General features: G+C 61.7%; 22 protein-coding genes. 15 read left to right on the top strand and 7 right to left on the bottom strand.

All coding sequences use genetic code 11. From position 1 onward, the window contains the following. Positions 1-32: 32 nt before the first annotated feature. Positions 33-1,781: a pyruvate dehydrogenase gene (locus AC6CH8_RS04070; RefSeq protein ID WP_498188778.1), complete on the top strand. Its 1,749-nt coding sequence runs from the start codon at positions 33-35 to the stop codon at positions 1,779-1,781. Here AC6CH8_RS04070 and uvrA read toward each other — a convergent pair whose 3' ends face one another. Continuing rightward, positions 1,782-4,319: an excinuclease ABC subunit UvrA gene (gene uvrA, locus AC6CH8_RS04065; protein WP_498188776.1), complete on the bottom strand. Its 2,538-nt coding sequence runs from the start codon at positions 4,317-4,319 to the stop codon at positions 1,782-1,784. 159 nt (positions 4,320-4,478) lie between these two features. Between uvrA and AC6CH8_RS04060 the strand changes: the two genes are divergently transcribed. Continuing rightward, on the top strand, positions 4,479-6,017 hold the full coding sequence (locus tag AC6CH8_RS04060) for a L,D-transpeptidase family protein (RefSeq protein ID WP_498188775.1): 1,539 nt from the start codon (positions 4,479-4,481) through the stop codon (positions 6,015-6,017). On the opposite strand, the gene AC6CH8_RS04055 is transcribed toward AC6CH8_RS04060, so the two are convergent. After that, entirely contained in the window at positions 6,014-7,261 is a 1,248-nt protein-coding gene (locus tag AC6CH8_RS04055; RefSeq protein ID WP_498188774.1) for a M20 family metallo-hydrolase, read from the bottom strand. The genes AC6CH8_RS04060 and AC6CH8_RS04055 overlap by 4 nt on opposite strands. 9 nt (positions 7,262-7,270) lie before the next feature. Continuing rightward, positions 7,271-8,974, bottom strand: a complete 1,704-nt coding sequence (locus AC6CH8_RS04050; RefSeq protein WP_498188771.1) for an amidohydrolase — start codon at positions 8,972-8,974, stop codon at positions 7,271-7,273. Between the two features lie 137 nt (positions 8,975-9,111). On the opposite strand from AC6CH8_RS04050, the gene AC6CH8_RS04045 reads away from it, so the two are divergent. The 4 genes from AC6CH8_RS04045 to AC6CH8_RS04030 all read left to right on the top strand — a co-directional run bounded on the left by AC6CH8_RS04045 (position 9,112) and on the right by AC6CH8_RS04030 (position 13,637). Further along, on the top strand, positions 9,112-10,344 hold the full coding sequence (locus tag AC6CH8_RS04045) for an RsbRD N-terminal domain-containing protein (protein ID WP_498188769.1): 1,233 nt from the start codon (positions 9,112-9,114) through the stop codon (positions 10,342-10,344). A gap of 154 nt (positions 10,345-10,498) precedes the next feature. Beyond that, a complete protein-coding gene (locus tag AC6CH8_RS04040) occupies positions 10,499-11,830 on the top strand; it encodes an MFS transporter (protein WP_091467228.1) in 1,332 nt (443 codons plus the stop codon). A 41-nt stretch (positions 11,831-11,871) separates the two neighbouring features. Beyond that, on the top strand, positions 11,872-13,152 hold the full coding sequence (locus tag AC6CH8_RS04035) for an ArgE/DapE family deacylase (RefSeq protein WP_498188764.1): 1,281 nt from the start codon (positions 11,872-11,874) through the stop codon (positions 13,150-13,152). A gap of 68 nt (positions 13,153-13,220) precedes the next feature. Then, on the top strand, positions 13,221-13,637 hold the full coding sequence (locus AC6CH8_RS04030) for a nuclear transport factor 2 family protein (protein WP_498188763.1): 417 nt from the start codon (positions 13,221-13,223) through the stop codon (positions 13,635-13,637). A gap of 28 nt (positions 13,638-13,665) precedes the next feature. On the opposite strand, the gene arfB is transcribed toward AC6CH8_RS04030, so the two are convergent. Further along, the gene (gene arfB, locus AC6CH8_RS04025) at positions 13,666-14,085 is read right to left on the bottom strand and encodes an alternative ribosome rescue aminoacyl-tRNA hydrolase ArfB (protein ID WP_498188762.1); all 420 of its coding nucleotides are present in this window, start codon (positions 14,083-14,085) and stop codon (positions 13,666-13,668) included. A 104-nt stretch (positions 14,086-14,189) separates the two neighbouring features. Between arfB and AC6CH8_RS04020 the strand changes: the two genes are divergently transcribed. The 7 genes from AC6CH8_RS04020 to AC6CH8_RS03990 all read left to right on the top strand — a co-directional run bounded on the left by AC6CH8_RS04020 (position 14,190) and on the right by AC6CH8_RS03990 (position 20,638). After that, entirely contained in the window at positions 14,190-15,014 is an 825-nt protein-coding gene (locus AC6CH8_RS04020; RefSeq protein WP_498188761.1) for an ABC transporter ATP-binding protein, read from the top strand. Between the two features lie 46 nt (positions 15,015-15,060). Then, positions 15,061-16,041: an ABC transporter substrate-binding protein gene (locus tag AC6CH8_RS04015; protein ID WP_498188760.1), complete on the top strand. Its 981-nt coding sequence runs from the start codon at positions 15,061-15,063 to the stop codon at positions 16,039-16,041. A gap of 10 nt (positions 16,042-16,051) precedes the next feature. Next, a complete protein-coding gene (locus AC6CH8_RS04010) occupies positions 16,052-18,190 on the top strand; it encodes an iron ABC transporter permease (RefSeq protein WP_498188756.1) in 2,139 nt (712 codons plus the stop codon). A gap of 104 nt (positions 18,191-18,294) precedes the next feature. After that, a complete protein-coding gene (locus AC6CH8_RS04005; protein WP_498188754.1) occupies positions 18,295-19,170 on the top strand; it encodes an NAD(P)H-binding protein in 876 nt (291 codons plus the stop codon). A gap of 17 nt (positions 19,171-19,187) precedes the next feature. After that, entirely contained in the window at positions 19,188-19,583 is a 396-nt protein-coding gene (locus tag AC6CH8_RS04000) for a hypothetical protein (protein WP_498188752.1), read from the top strand. A gap of 83 nt (positions 19,584-19,666) precedes the next feature. Then, positions 19,667-20,287, top strand: a complete 621-nt coding sequence (locus tag AC6CH8_RS03995; protein WP_429329866.1) for a dihydrofolate reductase family protein — start codon at positions 19,667-19,669, stop codon at positions 20,285-20,287. Positions 20,288-20,353: 66 nt separating this feature from the next. Then, positions 20,354-20,638 (top strand): MBL fold metallo-hydrolase, encoded by a 285-nt coding sequence (locus AC6CH8_RS03990; protein ID WP_498188750.1) that lies wholly within the window; start codon positions 20,354-20,356, stop codon positions 20,636-20,638. On the opposite strand, the gene AC6CH8_RS03985 is transcribed toward AC6CH8_RS03990, so the two are convergent. Then, positions 20,631-21,071, bottom strand: coding sequence for a hypothetical protein (locus AC6CH8_RS03985; RefSeq protein WP_498188748.1), 441 nt, complete (start codon positions 21,069-21,071; stop codon positions 20,631-20,633). The genes AC6CH8_RS03990 and AC6CH8_RS03985 overlap by 8 nt on opposite strands. A gap of 227 nt (positions 21,072-21,298) precedes the next feature. On the opposite strand from AC6CH8_RS03985, the gene AC6CH8_RS03980 reads away from it, so the two are divergent. Both AC6CH8_RS03980 and AC6CH8_RS03975 read left to right on the top strand, forming a co-directional pair. Further along, the gene (locus AC6CH8_RS03980; RefSeq protein WP_179018397.1) at positions 21,299-21,781 is read left to right on the top strand and encodes a pyridoxamine 5'-phosphate oxidase family protein; all 483 of its coding nucleotides are present in this window, start codon (positions 21,299-21,301) and stop codon (positions 21,779-21,781) included. A 6-nt stretch (positions 21,782-21,787) separates the two neighbouring features. Further along, entirely contained in the window at positions 21,788-22,141 is a 354-nt protein-coding gene (locus AC6CH8_RS03975) for a TraR/DksA family transcriptional regulator (protein WP_054808897.1), read from the top strand. Position 22,142: 1 nt separating this feature from the next. Here the strand turns inward: AC6CH8_RS03975 and AC6CH8_RS03970 are convergent, their stop codons facing one another. Together AC6CH8_RS03970 and AC6CH8_RS03965 are read right to left on the bottom strand one after the other, a co-directional pair. Next, a complete protein-coding gene (locus AC6CH8_RS03970) occupies positions 22,143-22,403 on the bottom strand; it encodes a hypothetical protein (protein ID WP_178993841.1) in 261 nt (86 codons plus the stop codon). Between the two features lie 27 nt (positions 22,404-22,430). After that, positions 22,431-23,426, bottom strand: coding sequence for a fumarylacetoacetate hydrolase family protein (locus AC6CH8_RS03965; protein ID WP_498188745.1), 996 nt, complete (start codon positions 23,424-23,426; stop codon positions 22,431-22,433). Positions 23,427-23,431: the final 5 nt, after the last annotated feature.

Raw genomic sequence — 23,431 nt, 5'->3', positions numbered from 1 at the left:
CCCAACACCACCATTGAGGGAGCCTGCACACTATGGCCAAGGAACTTGCCACCCAACTCATCGAACAACTCCAGGCTGCCGGCGTGCAGCGGATCTACGGAATCGTTGGCGACAGCCTTAATCCAATCGTGGACGCTGTCCGGCAAACCGGAGGCTCCAAGAAGGGCGGCATCGACTGGATCCATGTTCGCCATGAGGAGGCGGCCGCATTTGCTGCCGCGGCAGAGGCCCAGTTGACGGGAAAATTGGCTGTCTGCGCGGGGTCATGCGGACCCGGCAACCTGCACCTGATCAACGGGCTGTACGACGCCAACCGCACCGGAGCCCCGGTGCTTGCCATCGCTTCGCACATCCCCAGCAAGCAGATTGGCAGCGGCTTCTTCCAGGAAACCCATCCGGACCGCCTCTTCAACGAGTGCTCCGTGTATTCGGAGATGGTCAGTACGGCAGAGCAAGCACCGCGGGTCATGCACAGCGCCATCCAGAACGCTGTAGGCCTCGGGGGAGTCGCAGTTGTCACCCTTCCCGGCGACATCGCCGGCCTTGAAGCTACGGCACCGACCCCTATGCCGGCTGCATTTCGTCCGGCGGCCCTGGTGCCTGATCCAGCCAGCGTCAGGGAACTCGCTGACGCTATTAACGACGCCGGCAAGGTGGCTATTTTCGCCGGTGCCGGCGTCGAAGGCTCGCATGACGAACTGATCGCCCTGGCAGAATTGATAAACGCACCAATAGGCCACTCCCTGAGGGGCAAGGACTTCGTCCAATACGACAACCCTTTTGACATCGGAATGACCGGGCTGCTCGGTTATGGAGCTGCGGCCGAGGGTATCGAAGACGCGGATCTGCTGATCCTGCTCGGCACTGACTTTCCCTACGACCAGTTCCTGCCGGACACCCGCACGGCCCAGGTTGACAGGGCCGCACAGCGGCTGGGGAGGCGGACCGACGTCGACATCGCAGTCCATGGCGACGTCCGTCCCACCTTGACGGCTTTGCTGCCTTTGGTGACGCCGAAGAAGAGCCGACGTTTCCTTGATCAGATGCTGAAGAAGCATGACCGCCTGATGAACAAAGCCGTGGGCGCCTACACGCGCAAAGTAGAGAAAAAGCAGCCCATCCACCCCGAATACGCGGCCTCGCTCCTGGACCAGGTTGCAGCGGAAGACGCCATCTTCACGGCCGACACCGGCATGTGCAACGTCTGGACTGCGCGTTACATCAACCCGCTGGGCACCCGTCGGCTGATCGGCTCGTTCCTCCACGGATCCATGGCGAACGCCCTTCCGCACGCCATTGGTGCGCAGGTGGCCTACCCCGGGCGACAGGTGGTTTCCGTGTCAGGCGACGGCGGCCTATCCATGTTGATGGGCGAACTCATTACAGTTGCCGCACACAAGCTACCCGTGAATGTGGTGGTGTTCAACAACTCCACGCTCGGCATGGTCAAGCTCGAAATGTTGGTAGACGGGCTGCCCGACTTCGGAGTGGACGTTCCGGACGCCAACTACGCAGAGGTGGCCAAAGCCCTGGGGTTCCACTCCGTGCGCGTCACGGATCCGGCGGACATCGAAGCAGCGTACCGGGCGGCGTTTGCGCACCCCGGCCCGTCCTTGGTGGAGCTCATCACCGACCCCAATGCCCTGTCCATCCCGCCGAAAATTTCGGGGTCGCAGGTTATTGGATTCGCTACAGCCATGTCCAAGGTGGTTCTTAATCGCGGCGCCGGGGAGGCTGTCAGCATGGCGCGAAGCAACCTGCGGAACATTCCTCGGCGGTAGTTACCTCCGCCGGGTAACAGCAGCGAGGTAGGGCGCTGTCCGGCTTGTTCGGGAACGCGCGACGACGGCTGGCGGGCCTGCGACCATGATCTCGCCGCCGGCGTCGCCACCGCCGGGACCCAAATCGATCACCCAGTCGGCGCCTGCTACGACGTCCATCTCATGTTCCACCACGATGACCGTGTTTCCGGCGTCCACCAGCTTGTGCAACTGGGCCATCAGGAGTTGGACGTCGGCCGGGTGTAATCCAGTAGTGGGCTCATCCAGCAGATAAAGGGTGTGGCCACGCTGGATGCGCTGCAGCTCGGTGGCGAGTTTGATGCGCTGGGCCTCGCCGCCGGAAAGCTCGGTGGCCGGCTGGCCCAGGCGGAGGTATCCCAAGCCCACCTCGCGAAGGGTTTGGAGACTGCGGGCAACGCCGGGAAGATCAGCCAGGAATTCGGAAGCCGCGTTCACTGTCATGCCCAGGACGTCGGCAATATTGTGTCCACGGTAGGTGACTTCCAGGGTTTCGGGATTGAACCGCGAACCGTGGCATTCGGGGCAGGGCCCGTAACTCCCGGGGAGGAACAGTAGTTCCACTGCCACGAACCCTTCTCCGAGGCAGGTCTCGCAACGGCCGCCGGCCACGTTGAAGGAGAACCGGCCAGCCCCGAAGCCACGGGCACGGGCTTCCTCAGTGGCTGCGAACTCCTTCCGGACTCCGTCGAAGAGCCCGGTGTAGGTGGCCAGGTTGGAGCGAGGGGTCCGCCCGATGGGTCTCTGGTCCACCTTGACGAGCCGGTCGAGCTGGTGGAGCCCGGATACCAGGCCCACAGTGTTCGCCTCGTGCGGAGCGTCTGCTTCGGGGTGCAGCTCGGCCCCGACAACCTCGGCGAGAACGTGGCTGACCAGGGAAGACTTACCCGAGCCGGACACGCCAGTCACCGCCGTGAGCACGCCTAACGGGAACTCAGCCTCCAAGTCCCGAAGGTTGTGACGGTTAATGTTCTGAAGCTTGAGCCACTCCTTCGGCTGGCGGGGTTCTTTTGATGGACGGGTCTCTTTGGGTGGATTCGGGTTGTGGCTGTCAGGGAACAGGAACGGCCGCGTGATGGAATCCTGTACGTCAGCAAGTCCTGCCACGGGACCGCTGTAAAGGACCTGCCCTCCGCCATCGCCCGCGTGGGGTCCGACATCGACAAGCCAATCGGCTGCCTTAACGAAGTCCATGTTGTGCTCCACCACGAACACAGAGTTGCCTGAGCTCTTGAGTTGGTCCAGCACAGCGAGGAGCGGCTCGGCATCGGCCGGGTGCAGTCCTGCAGATGGTTCATCAAGCACGTATATGACGCCGAAAAGCCCGGAACGCAGCTGGGTGGCGATCCTGAGGCGTTGCATCTCGCCGGGAGAGAGCGTTGGTGTTGGACGACCCAGCGCGAGGTAACCCAGGCCCAGATCCAAAAGCACCGTGACCCGGTTTAGTAGGTCGCGGGTAATGGCGACAGCTACCTCGTTGGTTTCACCGGAGGTCCCGGTCCGTGAGGCTGTTCCGGCGGCCGTCAATTCCGTGGTGGGGCGGATGATGTTGGCCAGGTCGGTCATCGGCAGCGCGTTGAGCTCAGCGATGGTCTTGCCGGCGAAGGTCACAGCCAGTGCTTCCGGCCGGAGCCCGCTGCCGCCACACTGCGGGCAGCGCCCGCTTTCCATGAAGCGCAGCACCCTGTCACGCATCGTGGTGCTTTTCGAGTCTGCAAGGGTGTGGAGCACATAGCTTTTGGCGCTCCAGAACCGGCCCTTGTAGGGCTTGGCGACGCGGTCCCGTTGCGGCGTTACTTCCACTACGGGCTGTTCTTCGGTGAAGAGGATCCAGTCGCGGTCCTTCCTGGGGAGCTTCCTCCATGGCGTGTCGACGTCGTAACCAAGATGCGTGAGGATGTCGCGGAGATTCTTGCCTTGCCAAGCCCCGGGCCACGCGGCGATGGCACCCTCACGGATGCTGAGGGACGGGTCGGGAACCAAGGACTCTTCCGTGACCGTGTGGGCGACTCCCAGTCCGTGGCACTCGGGGCAAGCACCGGCGGAAGTGTTGGGGGAGAAGGCGTCGGAGTCCAATGGCCGCGCCCCTTCCGGGTAGCTCCCGGCTCGTGAGAAGAGCATTCGCAGGGAATTGGACAGCGTAGTCAGAGTGCCAACACTGGAACGGGCGGTGGCCGTTCCCCGGCGCTGTTGGAGGGCGACGGCGGGTGGCAGCCCTGTGATCGCTTCCACCTTGGGATTGTGGCCCTGTTGGATGAGGCGCCGCGCGTACGGGGCCACGGACTCGAAGTAGCGGCGCTGGGCTTCGGCAAAGATCGTGCCGAACGCCAGGGACGATTTCCCGGATCCTGAAACCCCCGTGAAGGCGACAATTGCATCACGGGGCACGTCCACGTCCACGTTACGGAGGTTGTTCTCGCGGGCTCCTCGGACCCTGACGAACCCATCCTCAGTGTCGGCAGACTGTGCTGACCCTTGGGTGGAAGCTTGGTGCCGGGCAATTGTCAGTTTGCTGTCCATTGGAACGACTCTATCTGGCGCCAGTAACCAACGCGATTCGCTGTGGCCATGTGGGGAACTTGCCAGGCGGTCCCATAACCTTTTGTCCGGGGGCGTTCGCGCTGCCTTGAAAGTTTCATTGTGAATCTTTCGCTTGATTGTCTCGTTGGGGGAAGACTCGTGATCAGAAAAGTAGTGTCCGCCTGGTTCCTCGCGGCAACTCTGGCGGCGTCGTCGCTGGTGTTCGCGGTTCCAGCAGAGGCGGGCCCGCAGGTGTACAACCCCTGTCAGCGCCTCAGTGCCGGGCAGGTGAAGTTCCCGTCATACGCGGCCAATCGTGTCACGTTCGCCACTGCGACAGACCGCTCACAGTCGGCTGTTGTCATCACGGGTTGTGTACGGGCGGGGAGCGGGTACGCGCAGGAGTGGCAAACCACCGGGTTCGCCGGTTCCAAGGGGTTCTCGGCGCAGAACCTGGCTTGGGAAGACACTTGGAAGTCTCCCACCGGCAGCTTCAGTATCACGGAGGCCTTTGGCCGGTCCAATCCGGGGACCGCTTTGAAGTACTACACAGTGAATCCCAATTCCCGCTGGGGAGGTGAACATGGACCCACCTATAACCAGTATTTCGAGGGGCTGGGCGGCGAATCCGACGAGAACCTTTGGACATATATGAATCAAGGGTTCTACGAGCAAGCCGCGGTGATCAACTGGAACCGGTACCCGGACATGCCTACTGTCCAAGGGGCGTCCTATGCCATCTTCTTCCACGCCGGCAACGTCCCGAGCGCTGGCTGCATTTCAACGCACTTGGGGACCGTAACCCAACTCCTGAAGACGAACCGGCCCGGTGACCGCATCATCATGGGCGCCGTGGACGACGTCTTTACTCCCTACAGCAGCTCACCGTTCGGGGCAATCACCAACAAATATGCAGCAATCGGTGGGCCCGCCTACGCCGGTGATCCCATCAGCAACGAGATGTATGGCCTCAAAAATGGTGGAGCCGGCCAAGCTTTCCGATATGGCTCCATCTATCACTCGACTCTGTCCGGTACCTTCTTCAGCACAGGAGTGATACGCGGCAAGTGGGGTTCAACAGGCTTTGAAAACGGATTCCTCGGTTACCCGGCGTCCGATGAGATACGGATGACCCGGGGAGCCTTGGGCCAGGCATATCAGAACGGCTCCATCTACTGGGGCGGCAGCACAGGGGTGCATGTCAGTATGGGTGCCATCCGTGCTGCGTGGGGTGCCGCCGGGTACGAAAGAGGTTACCTCGGCTACCCAACCACGGATGAGATATCCGGCATGGCCAAAGGCGGCATCGGTCAAGCATACGAAGGTGGCTCAATCTACTTCACGCCGGCAACCGGAGCGCACGTCAGTACTGGCTTGATCCGCCGCAAATGGGCCTCCCTCGGCTACGAGGCGGGGATTTTGGGGTACCCGGTCACGGACGAAATCCGAGGCATGGTGAACGGTGGCGTCGGACAGGCGTACGAAAACGGGTCCATCTACTACTCGCCTGCCAGCGGCGCACACCTCAGCATGGGTGCGATTCGCAACCTCTGGGCCCAGCACGGATTCGAGAAGGGCAAGCTCGGTTACCCGATCTCCGATGAGTACGTTTCAGCCGGCACCGTCATGCAGGACTACCAGGGAGGTAGCATCAGCTGGTTCGGTTCCAGTGGCAAGGTCAGCTTCAGTTCCAGCTAACCCATGTCGCCCTGTAGAAGTCGACGCGTCACCTCTGTCAGCAGCTCGACACCACGCAGCGCATCCTCGTCCCTGGTGTACTCGGCCTCATTGTGCGAGATTCCCTCCACGCTGGGAACGAACAGCATGACGGTGGGGACCACGTCCTTCATGTTGGTCGAATCGTGCCCGGCTACCGTCATGATGTTCGTGTGCGTGAAGCCCAGGCGTTCAGCGCTTGCAATGCCAAGGGCAACACCTTCCGGCTGGTAGGGCACTAAGCCCCACTGATGTGTCAACTCCATGCGGACGTCCGTGCGGGATCGGTCGCTGGCTTCACCTGCCCATTTCCCCAAAAGATCCACAGCCCGGGCAAGTACGTCTTCATCCGCGGACCGAAGGTCAAGGTTCATGGTGACTTGCCTGGCAATGGTGACGGGGGAATTTGGAAGAACATACAGTTCGGACACCGAGGTGTGCAATAGGCCGGGCTCAAACTCCGCTGCCAGTTCCCGGGCGGCGGCGATGAGTAGAGCCGCACCGTAGAGGGCGTCCCGGCGATCCTCCATTCGTGTGGCACCGGTGTGTGATTGGGCACCATCGACCGTTACCCGGAACTTGCTGGCAGCCCAGGTACGGTCCACCACCCCCACCTGTGTGCCGCTCTCTTCGAGGTTCCTGCCCTGTTCAATGTGAATCTCAGCGTAGCGGGCAACGTTGGTGAGGGTTAGGGCAGAACCGTCCGGGAGGAGATGGCCACCGGCCAATGCCTTCGCCACGGTGGTTCCGCTGTGATCAGTTGTGGCCAAGGCGTCCTCGAGCGCAAGCTTCCCGGTGAAGACCGAGCTTCCCATCATGCTTGGCGCGAAACGGCTGCCTTCCTCGTTGAACCAATTAACCACAGCAATGTTGTAGACGGGGTTCACCTTTCCCGCCCGGGCTTCCGCCCCCACGATGCTGCCGGCGGTGGCTGCTGCGAGCACACCGTACGCGCCGTCGTACCGGCCAGCCAAAGGCTGGGAATCGAGGTGGGAGCCAAGCAAAACATAAGGAGCTCCCGGAACCAGCTCGATGGTACCGAATTGGTTTCCGGCCTCATCCACCGTCTCGGTGTACCCATGCTGGGTCAGCCACTGCCCGAACCACCGGCGGGTGCCGTGGTCCTCGGCAGTGCCTGCCTGCCGGTCCACGCCTCCACCGTCGGTGGAGCCAAAGGAGGACATTGCCGCGAAGTCATCCAGGAAGTCGGAGTAAGTTCTGCTCATGGTGTTTCCTTAGCTGTGAGTGCTGGAAGAAGTGCTCAGCGCTGGTTCAAGTTCTTCAGTTCGGACACGTAGAGGAAACTCATCCGCACCGAAACGGATTTCCCCGCCCACCATGGTTGCCAGGACCTGGGTGGCTCCGATGGCGGAGGGGTCCACTTTGGTGGGGTCTTGGTCGAGGAACGCGAGGTCAGCCAAGTACCCACGGGACAAGCGGCCTTTCACACCCTCGGCGCCAGTAGCTGCCGCCGATCCTGTTGTATAGGCGGCCAGTGCCTCCGCGGCGGTGATCCTTTCGGCAGGACCGTAGACAGCCCCGGATGGTGTCAGCCTCTCCACGAAGGACTGCATGACATCCAAGGGGCGGCCGTTGGAGACGGGCCGGTCTGAGCTGCCAGGCAGAACCACGCCGCGTGTCAGCAGGCTCTTGCCCGGGTAGGACCACGGTGTGCGTTTCGGTCCGAGCAAGCGGGCCATCCCGTCTCCGAACTCAGTGATGAAGTGCGGTTGGGGCACCAGAACAATCCCGGCTGCTGCGATCCGGTCCAACTGCTCGGGTCGGACAACGCCTCCATGCTCGATACGGTTGGGCAGGGCGTGACGGCCGAAGGTGTCCTGGGCTTCTGTCAGGATGTCAATAGCATGGTCGATTGCGTGGTCGCCAATCGCGTGCATGGCCACCGCCCAGCCGGAACTGTAAGCCTTGAGCGCCGTTTCGCGTAGCTTCGCCGCGTCCATCTGAAGGTAGCCATGGTTGTGGGTGCAGCCGACATATTCTTCGGTGACGTAGGCGGTGCTGCCGAGCAGCGAACCGTCGCTGAAGATTTTGACGGGGCCCAACCGAAGCCAATCATCACCGAGGCCGGTACGTATACCGGTGTCCAGTCCGCTGGTCACTGAATCCGCTGCATGACCCTGCAACGGGTGCAGGGCATCGAGTACGATCATGGGCTGCATCCTGACGCTGAGGAGACCCTTGTCCTTCGCGTTCTGATAGGCCGCGAACTCTTGGGGCGAATGCCCAATCCAACCGCCCGCAATTCCAGCATCAGTGACGCTCGTGATTCCCTCCGTCAAGTAATGAGATGTGGCCAAGTCCAAGGCGCGTTCGATGGTTTCCAATGGATAGGGCAGCAAGAGGTCCTGGACGAGCCGCATGGCATTTTCTTCCAGGAGTCCTGTGGGGCGGCCATCCGGGCCTATGACCACCGCACCGCCGTCGATTCCGGCTCCAAAGTCTGCACCGTCGGCCTCAATCAGTGCCAACGCCACCCCATTGAGCGTGCAGGCATGGCCGGACGAGTGCTTGATCCACACGGGACGCCCGCCAGCCGCGGCGTCCAGCCGGTCGCGGTCAGGTTGCTGGCCGTCGAGGAGGAGCGGGCTGAAGCCTGAGGCGACCACCCATTCATCTCGTCCCAGCGTGGCTGCGGTTTCCGCGATGACGACGTAGACGTCCTCCAGGTTTTCCACCGTCCCGAGCCCTGCTTCCATCAGGCCCAGTCCGAACCACACGCTATGTGCATGAACGTCGTTGAAGCCCGGGACGATCGTAGCGCCCGCGGCGTCAATGACCCGGGCGGCACGGGCAGCCATGCCGGCATCGGGATCGACATCGAGTACTTTGCCGTCATGAATGAGCAGGCTCTCCGCTATGGGGTGGGTGGGATCCTGCGTCAGGATGTTGGCGTTCCGGATCAGGAGATCTACGAGCATGAATCCTCTTTGATAGGGGCCCGGGATTTCCGAACGTTTGGGGCCGACTCCCATTCAACGCTGGAAAAATGGCGACTTCAATGGACAAAAGCCGTCGACTTGCAGACGGAACTTGGGCATTTGCCTAAAATCGACGTATGGTCCCTCATTCTCCCGCAAGCGCTGGTTCCCTTTCCGCCCGCTCCCGGGTCTTCAACCCGCCACCGTCAACCGAACCGGAATGGACCGGCCTGATCGAACGCCTGTGGAAGGAGCGGGGTCTGCTGGTCGCTGACTTCCTGGAACGCTTCGCCGATATCTCCTATGGCCAAGCACTGGTACCGAAGGAGGACGTATACCGCACGGCAGAGGACACCATGGATCTGTTCTTGTTCCAGATGGCCGGCATGAAACTGCCGCCGGACCTGCAGAACCTTCCCCGTGATGTTGCGAGACGCCGGGCCAGCCAGGGCGTCCCGCTTGATGCTTTCCTGGAGGCCATACGAAATGACTTCCGTGTGCTTTGGAAGGGGCTGGAGCGAGTCGCAGGAGACTCGGGAATCGCCCTCCTGGTGGCCAATATGACTCGGGTCCTGGATACCGTGGAAGGATACGTCAGCAGTATCCAGCAGGCCTACGCCGAGGAGGAGGCCCGGCTGACCCGCAATAAGCAGCTCTACCGGCAGAGGATCTTGTCGCGCTTATTCAACGGTATGGGCTCCACCAGCGATACAGGCATCAATAGCGATGCAGCGGCCGCAGCCGAGGTTCAAGATATGGCTGCTGCCTTGGGTGTGCAAGCCGCCGACACTTTTGAAGTGTTGGGTGTAGCCGCCGGCAATATCGCTCAAGTCCAGCGCCAATTCGAGTCAGACTCCCGAGCGTTCCTGTACGAGCACGCCGGAGCCCTTTACATCTTCCGTAAGCAGCGTAAGGGCAGGACCTGGCGGGAGGCAGGACCGGATTTTCCGGCCGGGTACGTGCCGGATGTCAGGGGGCTGGCTGGAGTGCCCTCGGCCGCCACGGCCGCATTGGTGCTGGCAAACCAGAGGGGTTCAGGCGTCGAATTGGCAACCGTGGAGAATACCTGGATGGCCATCGCCTCCGCGCTCCTGGAGCAAACACTCCCGGGGTTTTCTACTCACGTTGCCGAGGCCCTGAATCAGTGCACACCCCACGAACGGCAGCGACTGCTCCAGGTCGCCCGCATATATGGACGAACCGGGTCCATCAAGGAAACCTCGGAGGAGCTCTACTGCCACAGAAATACCACCGTTAACAGGCTGCACAGCCTGCAGCAAGTGATCGGCTTGGATCTCACCATCCCTGCGGAGGCGGCGCTGGCGCTGGTAGCCCTGAGTGGCTATGACGAAAAATCTGAAACATTGTGATTTTGCACAAATAGCTGAAGCAAAGCGGGTGGATATTGTCATTGATGAGTGCGTTCTCACTGCCCTAGTGTCGTAGGTAACTCCCCAACTGCAGCCGGAGGCATCCCGGCGGTTGTATGCGAACTACACTCCACCCGTTCGAAAGGCTCACATCGTGACCACCTCACATCCCGTTCCTACCTCCGAGGGCGCCCCTCCGGTTATCTCCGGCAAGGACGCCGGAAAAATTGCCCGGGCCGCCTTTGTTGGCACCGCGTTGGAATGGTACGACTACTACCTCTTCGGCACCGCTGCAGCACTGGTTTTCAACCGGCTGTTCTTCACCAACATGGACCCCACCGCTGCTTTGCTGGCCTCCTTTGCCACGTTCGGCGTCGGCTTCGCTGCCAGGCCGCTGGGGGCCATGATCTTCGGTTACATCGGCGACCGGTTCGGACGCCGTCCGGCACTGCTCATTACCATCGTGATGATTGGTGTTGCTACCGCACTCATCGGCCTGCTGCCCGACTTCGGCAGCATCGGCTTGGCGGCGCCCATTCTCTTGGCGGTGCTGCGGCTTGTCCAAGGATTGGCTGTCGGCGGTGAGTGGGGTGGCGCGGTAACCATGGCCGTCGAGCATGCCCCCGCCGAAAAGCGCGGCCGCTATGCAGCACTCGTGCAGGTGGGTTCTCCCGTTGCCACCCTGCTCGCGTCCGGCGCCTTCTCCCTGGTCCTGCTCTTCCCATCTGAGGCCTTCGATGCCTGGGGCTGGCGTATTCCGTTCCTGTTGGCTTTCCCCATGCTGGGTGTTGCCCTCTGGATCCGCCTCAAGGTTGAAGAATCGCCGATCTTCAAGGACTTGCTGTCCATGGGCGAGACGTCCAAGGTTCCGGCGTTCGAAGTCTTCCGGCATGCCAGCGGCCGCTTGGTAGTAGCAGTTCTCGCCGCGTTGCTTGGTGTTGGTGGCTTCTACATGATCACCACCTTCGTGGTGAGCTACGGATCGAACACCCTCGGCATGGACCGCAATGTCATGGTCAACGCCACCCTGATAGCCGCTGTGGCACAGATCGTGGTTACCTTCTTCATGGGACGATTGGCCGAAAAGATCGGCCCCGGCAAGGTCACCATGTGGGGCGGCATCGCCAGTGCAATCATGGCTTTCCCCTTGTTCGCCATGATCGATACCAAGTCGCCGCTGCTGATTACCCTTGCGATCACCGTTGGAATCATGCTGATTGCCATCGCGTACGCCGTCAACGGTGCCCTGCTCACCGAGCTGTTCCCGCCGAAGCTGCGGTACTCCGGAGTCGCCTTGGGCTATAACATCGCCGGTGCTACCAGCGGTTTCATGCCCTTGCTCGCCACGGCCATGCTCGGAGTGTCCGGCAATCAGTCATGGGGCGCCGCCCTGATCCTGGTCATCATCTCGCTGCTTACTGCGGTGGGCGGGTTCCTGGGGGAGCGCCTGCGCGTGGAGGACAAGCGCCTGGTCCGGGATAACTAGGGACTCCGGACAGCCTGACACCACAGCCAAGGGAACCGAATATGATCACTGACGAACAATCCCAGCGAATCCTCGACGCCGTCGATGCCGCCTTTGACGCCCAACTTTCCTTCACCCAGGAACTCGTCAAGCACCCCTCGCTCCGCACCAAGGAGGGCAGCGCGCAGGAACTGCTCCATGCAGCCATGGCCGCCCGGGGCTTGGCGATGGACCAATGGGAACTGGACGCGGGGGAGCTTTCCACCCATTCGGGGCACGGAGCAGTGACCGTTTCCTATGAGAACGTCACCAACGTTGTGGGCACGTATCAGCCTGTCACTGAGACGGGGCGGTCCCTCATCCTGAACGGCCACGTTGACGTCGTTCCGGAAGGTCCGGCCGAAATGTGGTCACGTTCCCCTTGGGACGCCCCGATTATTGATGGCTGGATGTACGGCCGCGGCGCAGGTGACATGAAGGCAGGGCTCGCGGCGAACCTGTTCGCTTTCGACGCCGTTCGTGCTGCCGGCTTCGACCCCGCGGGGCGGATCCACCTCCAGTCGGTGGTGGAAGAAGAATGCACCGGCAATGGCTCACTGTCGGCCCTGATGCGCGGCTACCGGGCAGACGCCGTCGTCATTCCCGAACCTGAGGAGGACATGTTGGTGCGGGCCAACGTGGGCGTCCTGTGGTTCAAGGTCCGGGTATCCGGAAAGCCGACGCATCCGCGTGAAATGGGGTCGGGTTTCAACGCCATCGACGCCGCCTACATAGCCATGGCCGCCCTGCGGGAAGTGGAAGAAAAATGGAATACAGAGCGGACGAACCACCGCTACTTTGAGGATCTGGACCACCCCATCAACTTCAACTTCGGTGGCATAGTCGGGGGCGACTGGCCCTCCAGCGTCCCGGCTTGGTGTGAGTTCGACGTTCGCGCGGCGGTCTACCCCGGCATCAGCGCCGATCGAGCCTGGACTGAACTTCAGGAATGCCTGGCCAACCTTGGTAGTGGGGAGAAGCCTATTAATGCAGTTCCGACCAAATCAGGCTTCTTCGCCGAAGGTTACGTATTGGAACCGGGCAGCGAGGCCGAAGCCGTGCTGGAGCGTACCCATGCACACGTGTTCGGTGCTGAACTGGACAGCTTTACCACCCCCGGCTACCTCGACGGACGGGTTTTCACCCTCTACGCGGACACTCCCACGCTGGTGTATGGCCCCGTCTCAGAATCGATCCACGGGTTTGACGAGCGGGTCTCCGTGGAATCGATCCGGCGTATCACCAAGAGCATCGCCTTGTTCATCGCGGAGTGGTGTGGCATCGACGAGAGTACCGTCGCCTGATCAGGAAAACCTGAAGCGGCGGCAGAAAGCCATGGCGCAATCCGGTCCCCAAGAGGACAATGCCGATCATGGCTGGACAAATGGTGAATGGACAAGGCGTCAATGAACAGGACGCCAACGAAAAAATAGTCAAGCGGCTGATCGACTGCATCAACGATCGCCACATCGAAGTCATGGATGAGCTTTTCCACGACGACGCCGTGATGCATTGGCCCCAATCCGGGGAAGTGGTACGCGGCGCCGGGAATCGCAGGGGAATCTACAACGCTTTTCCGCAACTGCCCACCATCACACCCCGGCGCCTGCTCAGTGGTGGGAACCTGGTGGTGGCTGAGGCGCTGCTGGACTACGGCGGACCCGTCTATGAAACAGTCTTCATCTTCGAATTTCGCGATGGAAGGATAGCCAAGGAGACTGCCTACTGGAGTGAGGCATTCCAAGCCCCGGAGTGGCGTTCGCAGTGGGTCGAAATCAGTAGTACTTAGTCACTTTCGCCCAAAGGAACGCCCGGGGCTACTCGGCGGCAGGTCGACGTCGTTGTTGTTTGGTGGCAGACCTGAGTTCTTTGGCTACTCGGTGGCGCCTGGCGGAACCGCGGGTGGGTTTTGAGGCACGGCGGACGGACTCGGGGACGAGGCCTGCTTTTATCAGATCAGCGAGCTTGGCCATGGCGATCTCGCGATTACGCAGCTGGGATCGTTCCTCCGATGCGGTCACAGTGATGGTACCGCCGACGAGTTTTCGCCCCAGGCGTTTGAGCAGCAACGACCGCTGCTCATCTGTCAGGGTGGCAGAACCGGTAACGTTCCACATCAATTCGGCCCGGCTGTCCGTGGTGTTGACGTGTTGACCGCCCGGTCCGGAGGAGCGGGAGAATCGCCAATTGAGTTCGGCGGCGGGGATCGTCAGCGAAGGGGAGATTTCCAGGTCCATGGAACAAGCCTTGCACGTCGCTGACTCCAACTCAGGCAGGCCTGGGCTGACTTTCTCTGACATGTTTTCGGAAATTAGGTAAGCCTAAGCTAATCTTTCATTTTGTGATTGAACTGACTGAACTCTCGGGGCTCGAGGCCAGTGACCTGGTCCTCCGTTATGGGGACAAGGACGTGGTCCATGGCGCAGGGCTCCGCTTGGAGCCGGGGCGCATAGTTGCCTTGGTAGGCCCGAACGGCAGTGGCAAGTCCACCCTGCTTCGTGCGCTGGCCCGATTGCACGAGGCTTCTTCCGGCACCGTAACGGTCAAACCTGCCGACGGCGAAGTGTCAGATGCGTTGATGATGAAGCGCAGTGATTTCGCCAGGCACGTGACGTTGCTTTCGCAAAGCCGGCCGGTGCCGCACGGCCTCAGCGTCCGTGACGTCGTCGAGTTCGGGCGCCATCCCTACCGCGGACGGTGGCGCGCTGCCGATCCTGAGGGGCCGGCCGCCGTCGACCGCGCCATGGAGCTGACCGGTGTGACGGAGCTCGCCAGCCGGGGCGTCCACGAACTTTCGGGCGGGCAACTGCAACGGGTGTGGCTGGCAAGCTGCCTTGCGCAGGACACCTCGGTGCTGCTGCTCGATGAACCAACCAACCACTTGGACCTCCGCTACAAAGTGGAGATCTTCGATCTCGTCTACGACCTCGCCCGCATCCATGGTGTGGCAATTGGTGTGGTTCTGCACGACCTCGACGAAGCAGCCGCACTTGCCGATCACGTGGTGGTTCTGTCGGAAGGGCGGATCGCGGCCGCCGGACCGGCGCACGAGGCACTCGATGCGGAGCTCCTCAGTGACGTCTACTCAATTCCCATTGTTACCCACACTGATCCGCTCACTGGCAGGCTGCGCACCCGCGCTGTAGGCCGGCACAGCGACAGCTGAACACCCCCTCATAAACGTAAGCCCCCCAAACACGAAAGGGACCCCTGTGTCCATGAAGATCCATAAAGCCCTGGCCGCCACCGCTGCCTTGGCGGTCCTGCTCACCGGTTGCGGAACCACTGAAGGACCCGCGAGCTCCGCTTCGAACAGCGCCGGTGCAGGAGAAGCCATCACCCTGACCGACGCCCGCGGCACCGAGGTCAAGCTCGATAGCCCCGCCAAGCGCGTGGTCGGCACCGAATGGAACGTGGTGGAGAACTTGACCACCCTCGGCGTCATGCCGGTAGGCGTTGCGGACGTCAAGGGTTACAGCGCATGGGTCACCGCCGGCAAGCTGGACAGCACTCCCACCGACATCGGAACACGCAACGAGCCCAGCTTTGACACCATCGCCTCCCTCGATCCTGACTTGATCGTTGCCACCACCGACCTCACCGAGCCTGTGATCAAGCAGCTCGAAGAGCTGGCTCCCGTTGTTGTGGTGAAGTCCGCCGATGGCAGCCGCCAGATCGCGCAGGCCGAGGACAATTTGAAGCTTGTCGCCAAGGCAACCGGCACCGAGAAGAAAGCTGATGAGGTCATCGCAGCGTTCGATGCCGCCGTTACCAAGGGCAAGGCCGATCTTGAAAAAGCCGGCCTGGGCGGGTCCCGCGTAGCGTTCGCAGACGGTTGGGTTGCTGACGGCAAGGTTTCCATCCGCCCGTTCACCAAGGGATCCCTGCTGGCTGATATCAACACTGAGCTGGGTCTCGTGAACCCGTGGACGGTTGAGGGCGACCCTGCCTACGGACTGGGCTCCACAGACGTCGAGGGCCTGACCGCCGTCAACGCCGACCATTTCGTCTACATCACCAACAGCGCGGATGGCGACTTCACCGAGCAGTTGACCGGCAACGCAGTCTGGAAGTCGCTTCCGTTCGTGTCAGCCGGCAAGGTGCACCGCCTCTCTGACGGTATCTGGATGTTCGGTGGCCCAGCGTCGATGACCCAGTACGTCGACGCAATCGTCGCGTCTCTCACCAAGTAGTCCCACCCGCATGACCGACACTGTGAAGAGGCCCGCCATGACCGTTCCCACGGCCGTGGCGGGTGCTCCCGTACCTGCCGCGTCGACTGGACGAAATGTCCGCCGGCGCTCCGGACCGGTCCTGGTGGCAGGCGCCGGAGTAGTTATCCTGGCTCTGTTTTCGCTGATCCACCTCACGCAAGGAACGGCCGACGTCGGCCCTTTCCAGCTGTTGGGGCTGCTCACCGGAGGCGGCACGGACCAGGAAACCGCAGTGTTGGTTGCCTCGCGGGTACCGCGACTTTTCGCCGGTTTGTTGGTCGGCGTGGCGTTGGGGGTGGCTGGCGCGGCTTTGCAGTCGGCCACCCGCAACGTGCTTGCTTCCCCTGACACGCTGGCTGTGAATGCCGGCGCGCATTTCGCGATAGTGGCAGTGGCTGCATTCGGCCTGACGCTTCCGGCACTCCTGTCCGGTGGCATCGCCTTCATCGGCGGCCTCGCCGCGGCTGTGCTGGTGCTTGCGCTGTCGGGCGGTGGTGCCAATGGCAATGGAGGCCCCATCCGCCTGGTGCTTGCCGGCACAGCGCTGGCGTTGGGCCTGCATTCGGCCACCAGCGCACTCCTTCTTTTGTTCAGTCAGGAAACCACGGGTCTGTATGCGTGGGGGCAGGGAAGTCTTGCCCAGTCCCGCACCGACGAGTTGATCCAGTTCACGCCCATAGTCCTTATGGGTATCGCCGCACTCTTTCTCCTCGCACGTCGGATGGACCTGCTCGGCTTGGGTGACGACGCCTCCAGGCTGGCGGGTGCGGATCCGCGCCTGGCCCGGGTGGGCGCCGTCGTGCTTGCCGTCGTACTGTCGGCAGCGGCGGTGACGATCGCCGGCCCGATCGGATTTGTTGGACTCTGTGCCCCTGCAATCGTGCGTCTTCTGGCCTCCCGTCTTCGCGGCCTTGGCCGGCATAGGGCGTTGCTGCCCATCTCCGGCTTGGCCGGTGCAGTGGTGGTCATCGGAGCGGACGTCCTTGTTCGTGGTCTTTTCGGTGCCCAAGCAGGCGTTGAAGTCCCCACCGGCGCAGTCACTACGGTCTTCGGGGCCGTATTCCTGGTGATCCTGGCCATGCGGATGTCCGACGCCGGGTTGAGTGTTGCCGGTGATGCCCTGGCAAGACTTCGCACCCGCAGGTTCTTCCTCACCGTATTGATCGGGCTCCTTGTCCTGCTCACCGGCTTGCTGGTGGCGGGTGCCCTACTGGGTGATGCGAAGCTCCTGCTCGGGGATCTCGTCAACTGGCTCACCGGACAGTCGGGAAATCGTGTCAGCGCCGTCCTGGGTACACGAATGCCGCGTGTCCTGGCGGCGGTCCTCGCCGGCGCGGCCTTGGCTCTCGCCGGTGCACTTATCCAAGCGGTGTCCCGCAATTCCCTGGCCGAGCCCGGCATTCTTGGCGTCTCTGGCGGTGGCGGACTCGCAGCAATCATCGTCATCACCACAGTCCCGACGGCGGGCTCGTGGGTGGTCACTGGCTCCGCGCTTGGGGGTGCGGCACTTTCTGCCCTGCTGGTCTTCGGATTGGCTTTCCGCGGCGGGCTTCAACAGAACAAGCTGGTGTTGATCGGCATCGGCATCTCGGCGGGGCTGGCGGCCGCTATCACCGTCCTCCTGGTGACGACAGATCCGTTCAACCAGACAAAGGCCCTCACTTGGTTGTCAGGCTCTACCTATGGCCGCAACTTTGCCTCTGTCCTGCCACCGCTGCTGGCCCTGGTGCTTGCGCTGCCTGTGCTGGCGGGCATGAGGCGGGATCTCGATCTGATTGCCGTGGATGACGATTCTCCGCGCGTGCTGGGCGTAGGGCTATCCGGATCCCGGGTGCTCCTGCTTACGGTGGCTGTGCTTTTGACCGCTGGTGCCGTCTCTTCGGTGGGCGTGATCGCTTTCGTGGGACTTGTGGCACCCCACGCCGCCCGCACACTTGTAGGCGCACGGCACTCAAGGGTCCTGCCCGTGGCAGCGTTGATCGGAGCCTGCACGGTGGTGCTGGCCGATGTCATTGGCCGCACGGTCATAGCCCCGGCCCAGATACCTGCCGGAATCATGACGGCGTTGGTGGGCGCCCCCTACTTTGTGTATCTGCTCTGGCGTTCACGGGTGGACCGCACGGTCTAACCTCCGAGGAGGTTCGCCGCTAGAGTTGGGGCAAACGTACACGAAGGAGGGTCTGCCGTGGTCAGTTGCATCGTCGGCTTATACCTTCTTGTGGCGCCGAGACCGTGATCCTTATCGTGGGCGGCACAGGTCGCCTGGGTGTCCGTGTGGTGAGCGACTTGGCGGGTGCCGGGCAAACTCTCCGCATCATGGCTCGCGGCAACTCGCAACCGTTACCCGATACGAAGCCTAGCGGCGTGGAGGTGTTTCGCGGCGACCTGTCCTCAAGGTCGGACTGCATGCTTGCGGTTGAGGGTTGCCGGCAGGTGGTGTTTGCGGCGTCAGGATTCGGGTTGAGAAGGGGTGGCACCCCGCGCAGTGTTGACCGCGATGGTGCATTGCGGATCCTGGAAGCGGCAAAATGCTGCGGGGTGGAACATCTGGTGATGATGTCCATGCACGGCGCTGCTGCGGATGCGCCGCTGGAGTTTCTCCGCATGAAGTTTGCGGCAGAAGAGGCACTCAGGTCCTCGGGAATGGCTTGGACCATTATTCGAATGGGTGCCAACCTTGAACAGTTTGTGGCCTCCATGAGCCAGCCCCTCAAGGAGAAAGGCAAGGTGTTGGTCTTCGGCTCAGGACGTGCGCCGGTGACATTCACATCAACGGCCGATGCTGCGGCACTGGTTGTCCGCGCCGTTGCGGACCCGGCACTGCGGGGGCGAACCATCGAGTGGGGATCCGGTATCCATTCCTTCAATGCACTTGCCGGTGCAATCCTGGACAACGCCGGCGGAGGCTCAATCAAGCGAATACCAGTGCCCGCCTTGCGCATGATGGCCGTTGCTGGACGGCCGTTCTCGCCCTTCATGGCCAGGATGGCAGCGGCGGCCCTCTGGATGGAGTCGGGCCAAGCGGCTTTTGATCCCACGCTGCAGCGAAACGCTTTTCCTGACATCCCTGTCTTTGGTCTGGAACAGAGTCTCGATCCACGCGGTTAGGCGTTTAGGATCGACTCATGGCCGGTTCAGTGGATGTTCTTGGCCCCATCCTGGAAATGATGACGTGGGTGGGGTTTGTCCCCGGCGTGCCGTTGCTTTTATGTGCATGGGTCATTGCCCGGCGCCGATGCGTTTGGACCACCGCTGAGGGAGAACAGTTCGCCGCAGGCGGATTTCTGGGACTGCATTGGGTAGATCGGGCGAACGAGGAACAAAAGGTCCTGCTGGATATCCCTGCCCGCGACGGGAGCGTTGAATCAGGCGCTGTGCTGGTCCACTACGACCCCTGCCACCCCTCCCGATGCTCGCTGCATCCGCCGCGCCACGACAACACTGTTCTGATTCTCGGCTGGATCCTCACTGGTGTTGGGATACTGAGCACCCTCGGCGGGTTCGTCCTTCTCCTTCTCTAGCGCGAACCCCTTGAACGTCCAATTGCTCCGGGGCTAGCATTTGCGCGCACGGTCAACGCGCACCGTAAACCTAGGAGACTGCTATGAGTGAGACGACCGCAAGCCTGATGGTGGACCTGATCATTTCCTTGGACGGCTACGCTTCTGCCGAAGGCTGGCCTGGTTGGTGGGGATTGGAAGGTCCGGAGTACCTGGCCTGGTTGGATGAAGAGGGAAAGAAGGACTTCACCACACTGATGGGCGCGAACACGTACCGGGTGATGTCCAGTATGTCGGAGGAAGCCTCTGAAGACAGCTCGGGGTTTTCAGAGGAGGAGGGCGCCAGCCTGAGCGGGTTGGCTGCCATGCCCAAGATTATCTTTTCCTCCACCCTGAAGGAGCCCTTGGCATGGCCCAACTCAGAACTCATTTCGGGTGACGCTGTGGAAGCCGTCCGGGAACTAAAGCGGACCCGAACCGGCACGTTGAGCACTCTGGGCAGCTTGAGCCTTTGCCGTTCCCTGCTGACGGCCGGTCTGGTGGACAGGTTTCGTTTGGTGATCTTTCCCGTGATCACCGGGAGGACCGGTAGTGAGCGAATCTATGACGGCTACCCGGATGTCGCCTTGGAATTGGTGGACAGCCGGACGTTCGACGGCCGCTCGCAGCTACTGGAATACATACCCACCGTCATCGAGGGCCCGCCACCAGCAAGGCAGGGTTGAGTCCACATGGGTGCAGGCAGCGAATCAATTCCGAATTTACCTGAATCCCCACCGGAAGCCGGGCCCTTGCCCGAAGTCATTGTCCAGCAGGTGCAGCTGCCTGCAGGGGTTGCGGGCCCCACAGACGCCCGGGCCGCAGCCGACGGAGCTTCAATCCGCGGGCTGCGCGTCATCCACACTCCCGGGCACACGCAAGGGCACATCAGTTTGCTGCATGAAAGTGACGGCTTGTTGTTCGTCGGTGATGCGGTGGGCACCATGAACGGGGTCATGGTTCGCCCTCCCGCGCCCTCCTCGATCAGCCTGCTTCCCGGTCATGACCCCCCAATGATGAGCGCGTACCTCAGCTAACTTTCAGTGACTGACCTTCACTAACGTGTTCGAACAGTGGAGCGAGGCAATCAGAGTAATAGGTCATGGCCTCGGCGAATGTGAGCAACTTTGCTCCGCCGGCGGCGGTAACTGCCGAGCCCTGCGGCTCTGCCAGGTCCACCTGGCAGAGAACAGGTTCGCGGCTGAAGCCATTGGCGGTCAAGGTGGCAATTCCCCAAGGGTGGCTTGGGTCGGTCACGGAGATGCCGGCAGCATCGAAGGTATCCCGCAGGACGTAGTGCGTGACCGTGCGCCAGGACTGGACAAAGGGCTGCTGCAGTTGCTCAATCAGGTCATCGTCGTCGCTGTCATAGGCGTCCGAGAGGGCGGCGGAAAGAGCATCCCATTCGTGGGCATCGCGGACCATGAGGTGCGCGGCCCGAAGGCGGGCGATAGTTTCATTCAACGTCATGGTAGTCCCCAAACTTCCCGTCGCTTTGCCTGACCCGAATGGGCAGGCCGGACCCCCGTCGGCATGTCACTATCAAACAGAACGGATGAAGCAGCAGCATGATTCCCTGAAAAACGGTGTTTTTGCTTTCTAGCCGCGTCATTCCTTGGCCGCCTAGCAAATCAGTAGCCTTACTAATAGGGTGGTTGTGGGGAAGGCCCCCGGATGCGAAGAGAAGTGAGGCCCGCATGACTGAAGAGCAACCCATCAGCAAAGTCACGGACATCATCAACGATTCCAAGATCGGAATGCTGACCACCGTCAATGAAGAAGGTGCGCTGGTCAGCCGGCCGCTGGCTGTCCAGGAAGTGCAGGACGACGGCGACATGTGGTTCTTTACGGGACTGGGGACCTCACAGGTTGCCCACGTGAGACAGGATCCGCGAGTCAATGTTTCCTTCGGCAAGAGCACCGAGTGGGTGTCTGTGGCCGGGACTGCCCACGTGGTCACGGACCGACAGAAGATCCACGAGATGTGGAACCAGGTTGTGGAGGCATGGTTCCCTGACGGTCCGGACACCCCGGAAGTTTGCCTGATTCACGTGGATTCGGATTCGGCAGAGTACTGGACGAGCCCGGGCGGAACGGCAGCAACGGTACTTCAATGGGTCAAGTCCAAGGTCACCCACTCCCGCTTCAGCGTGGGCGAAAGCGGCACAGTGGAACTATGACCCGCCATGGTTGACGTCGAGCGGTTTCGGGTCCTTTTGGAGGAGGAAAGGAGTCGCAAACTCGAACTGCTCAAGGCGCTGCGAAGCGACATCAGTTCGGTGAGCCTCGCCCGGCAAGACTCCAATGTGGACGACGAACACGATCCCGAGGGCAGCACCATAGCCTTCGAGCTGTCCCAAGCGTCCGCCCTCATGAGCCAAAGCCAGGTTGGCTTGGAGCAGATCGATGACGCACTGGCGAGGATAGCGGCAGGAACCTACGGACTGTGCGCGGTGTGCGGCGTGGCCATACCCGAGGGCAGGTTGGAGGCGAGGCCGTGGACGCCGTTCTGCGTCAACCATGCCTCAGGAAGAAGCTGAGTCAGCTGGACATTCCCGGCGAAACCGGCACGAACTCAATGCCCTGCTGGACCTTCTTCCTGGGGCCTCGGTTGAACCCTTTGGCGTCCAGGTGGTTGCCGGCACGGTAGGCTGCCAGCGCTTGGTCATAAATCTCGTTGAGCCGCCGCCCGGTGAAGACTTCCGTGGTTCCGTCGGCGAAAACCACGCTCACTGACACGCTTCCCGGGAAGTGCCTGTTCATTCGGATAAAGCCTTGCGCGTCCTGCTGCAGGGAAATCAAGAATTCCGCCCTTTCGACGATTGTTACCTACAGTCTCTCAGCAGTGGCCGCAACACGGTGACGCGGCCGGCTCAGCGCAGGGACCCTGGTGATGGCCGCCCGCCGCTCGCCCACGGTATTCTCAATGCTTCCGATTCCCTCAACGGTCATCCGGACCACGTCGCCGGTCTTCAACGGCGGGGGAGTCTTGGCGCCGTTCCGTCCCCAAAGTTCAGCGAGGCATCCTCTACCGCAGGTCCCGGAGCCCAAAACGTCGCCGGGTCGCACCACTGAGTCCTGCGAGGCATACGCTACGAGTTCGGCGAAGGGCCAGCCCATATTGGACAGCAAATCCTGTCCAATATGTTCGCCATTGACCTCAACGGCCATGGAGATCGGCAGGAAGCCTTCGGCGTCGTGCAGGTGCTCAAATTCGTCAGCAGTTACGATCCACGGGCCCAAGGTGTTGGCGAAGTCCTTGCCTTTGCAAGGACCCAGACTGACTTTCATCTCACGCCTTTGCAGGTCGCGCGCCGACCAGTCGTTGAGGACTGTGTAGCCGAAGATGTGCTGGTGCGCATCGGCCGCCGACAGGTTTCTGCCGTCACTTCCCGGTACATGACCGACGACGGCCGCTACTTCGGTCTCGAAATCCAGCTCGTTGCAACCGGCGGGGATTCCGATCACTTCTTCCGTGCCGGTCACAGTATGCGGATTCGTGAAGTAGAACGTGGGTGCCTCATACCACTCGGGCACCACGCCGGCCACGCCGTCGATGCTCTTCCGCACGCCTTCCACATGTTCCTCGAACGCGACAAAGTCGCGGATGGTGGCGGGTACCAAGGGCGCCAGCAACTGTACCTCGGACAGGGGAACGGAAGATGCCGTTCGAACAGTTTTCGCAGCGATTACCAGCGTTTTGGCCAAGCCTGCACTTAACAGGTGGTTCACGGTTTGTCCCTCGGGCAACGGGAAGCAGCTGCCGTCAGCCACGAACCCGGCGCGAGTACCGCCGTCGTCATTCCAGCGGGCGATCTTGACCATGTCTT

Source organism: Paenarthrobacter sp. GQ52 (assembly GCF_059759005.1).
Note: the sequence above shows the minus strand (reverse complement) of the source record. Positions and strands in the feature narration are given on the sequence as shown.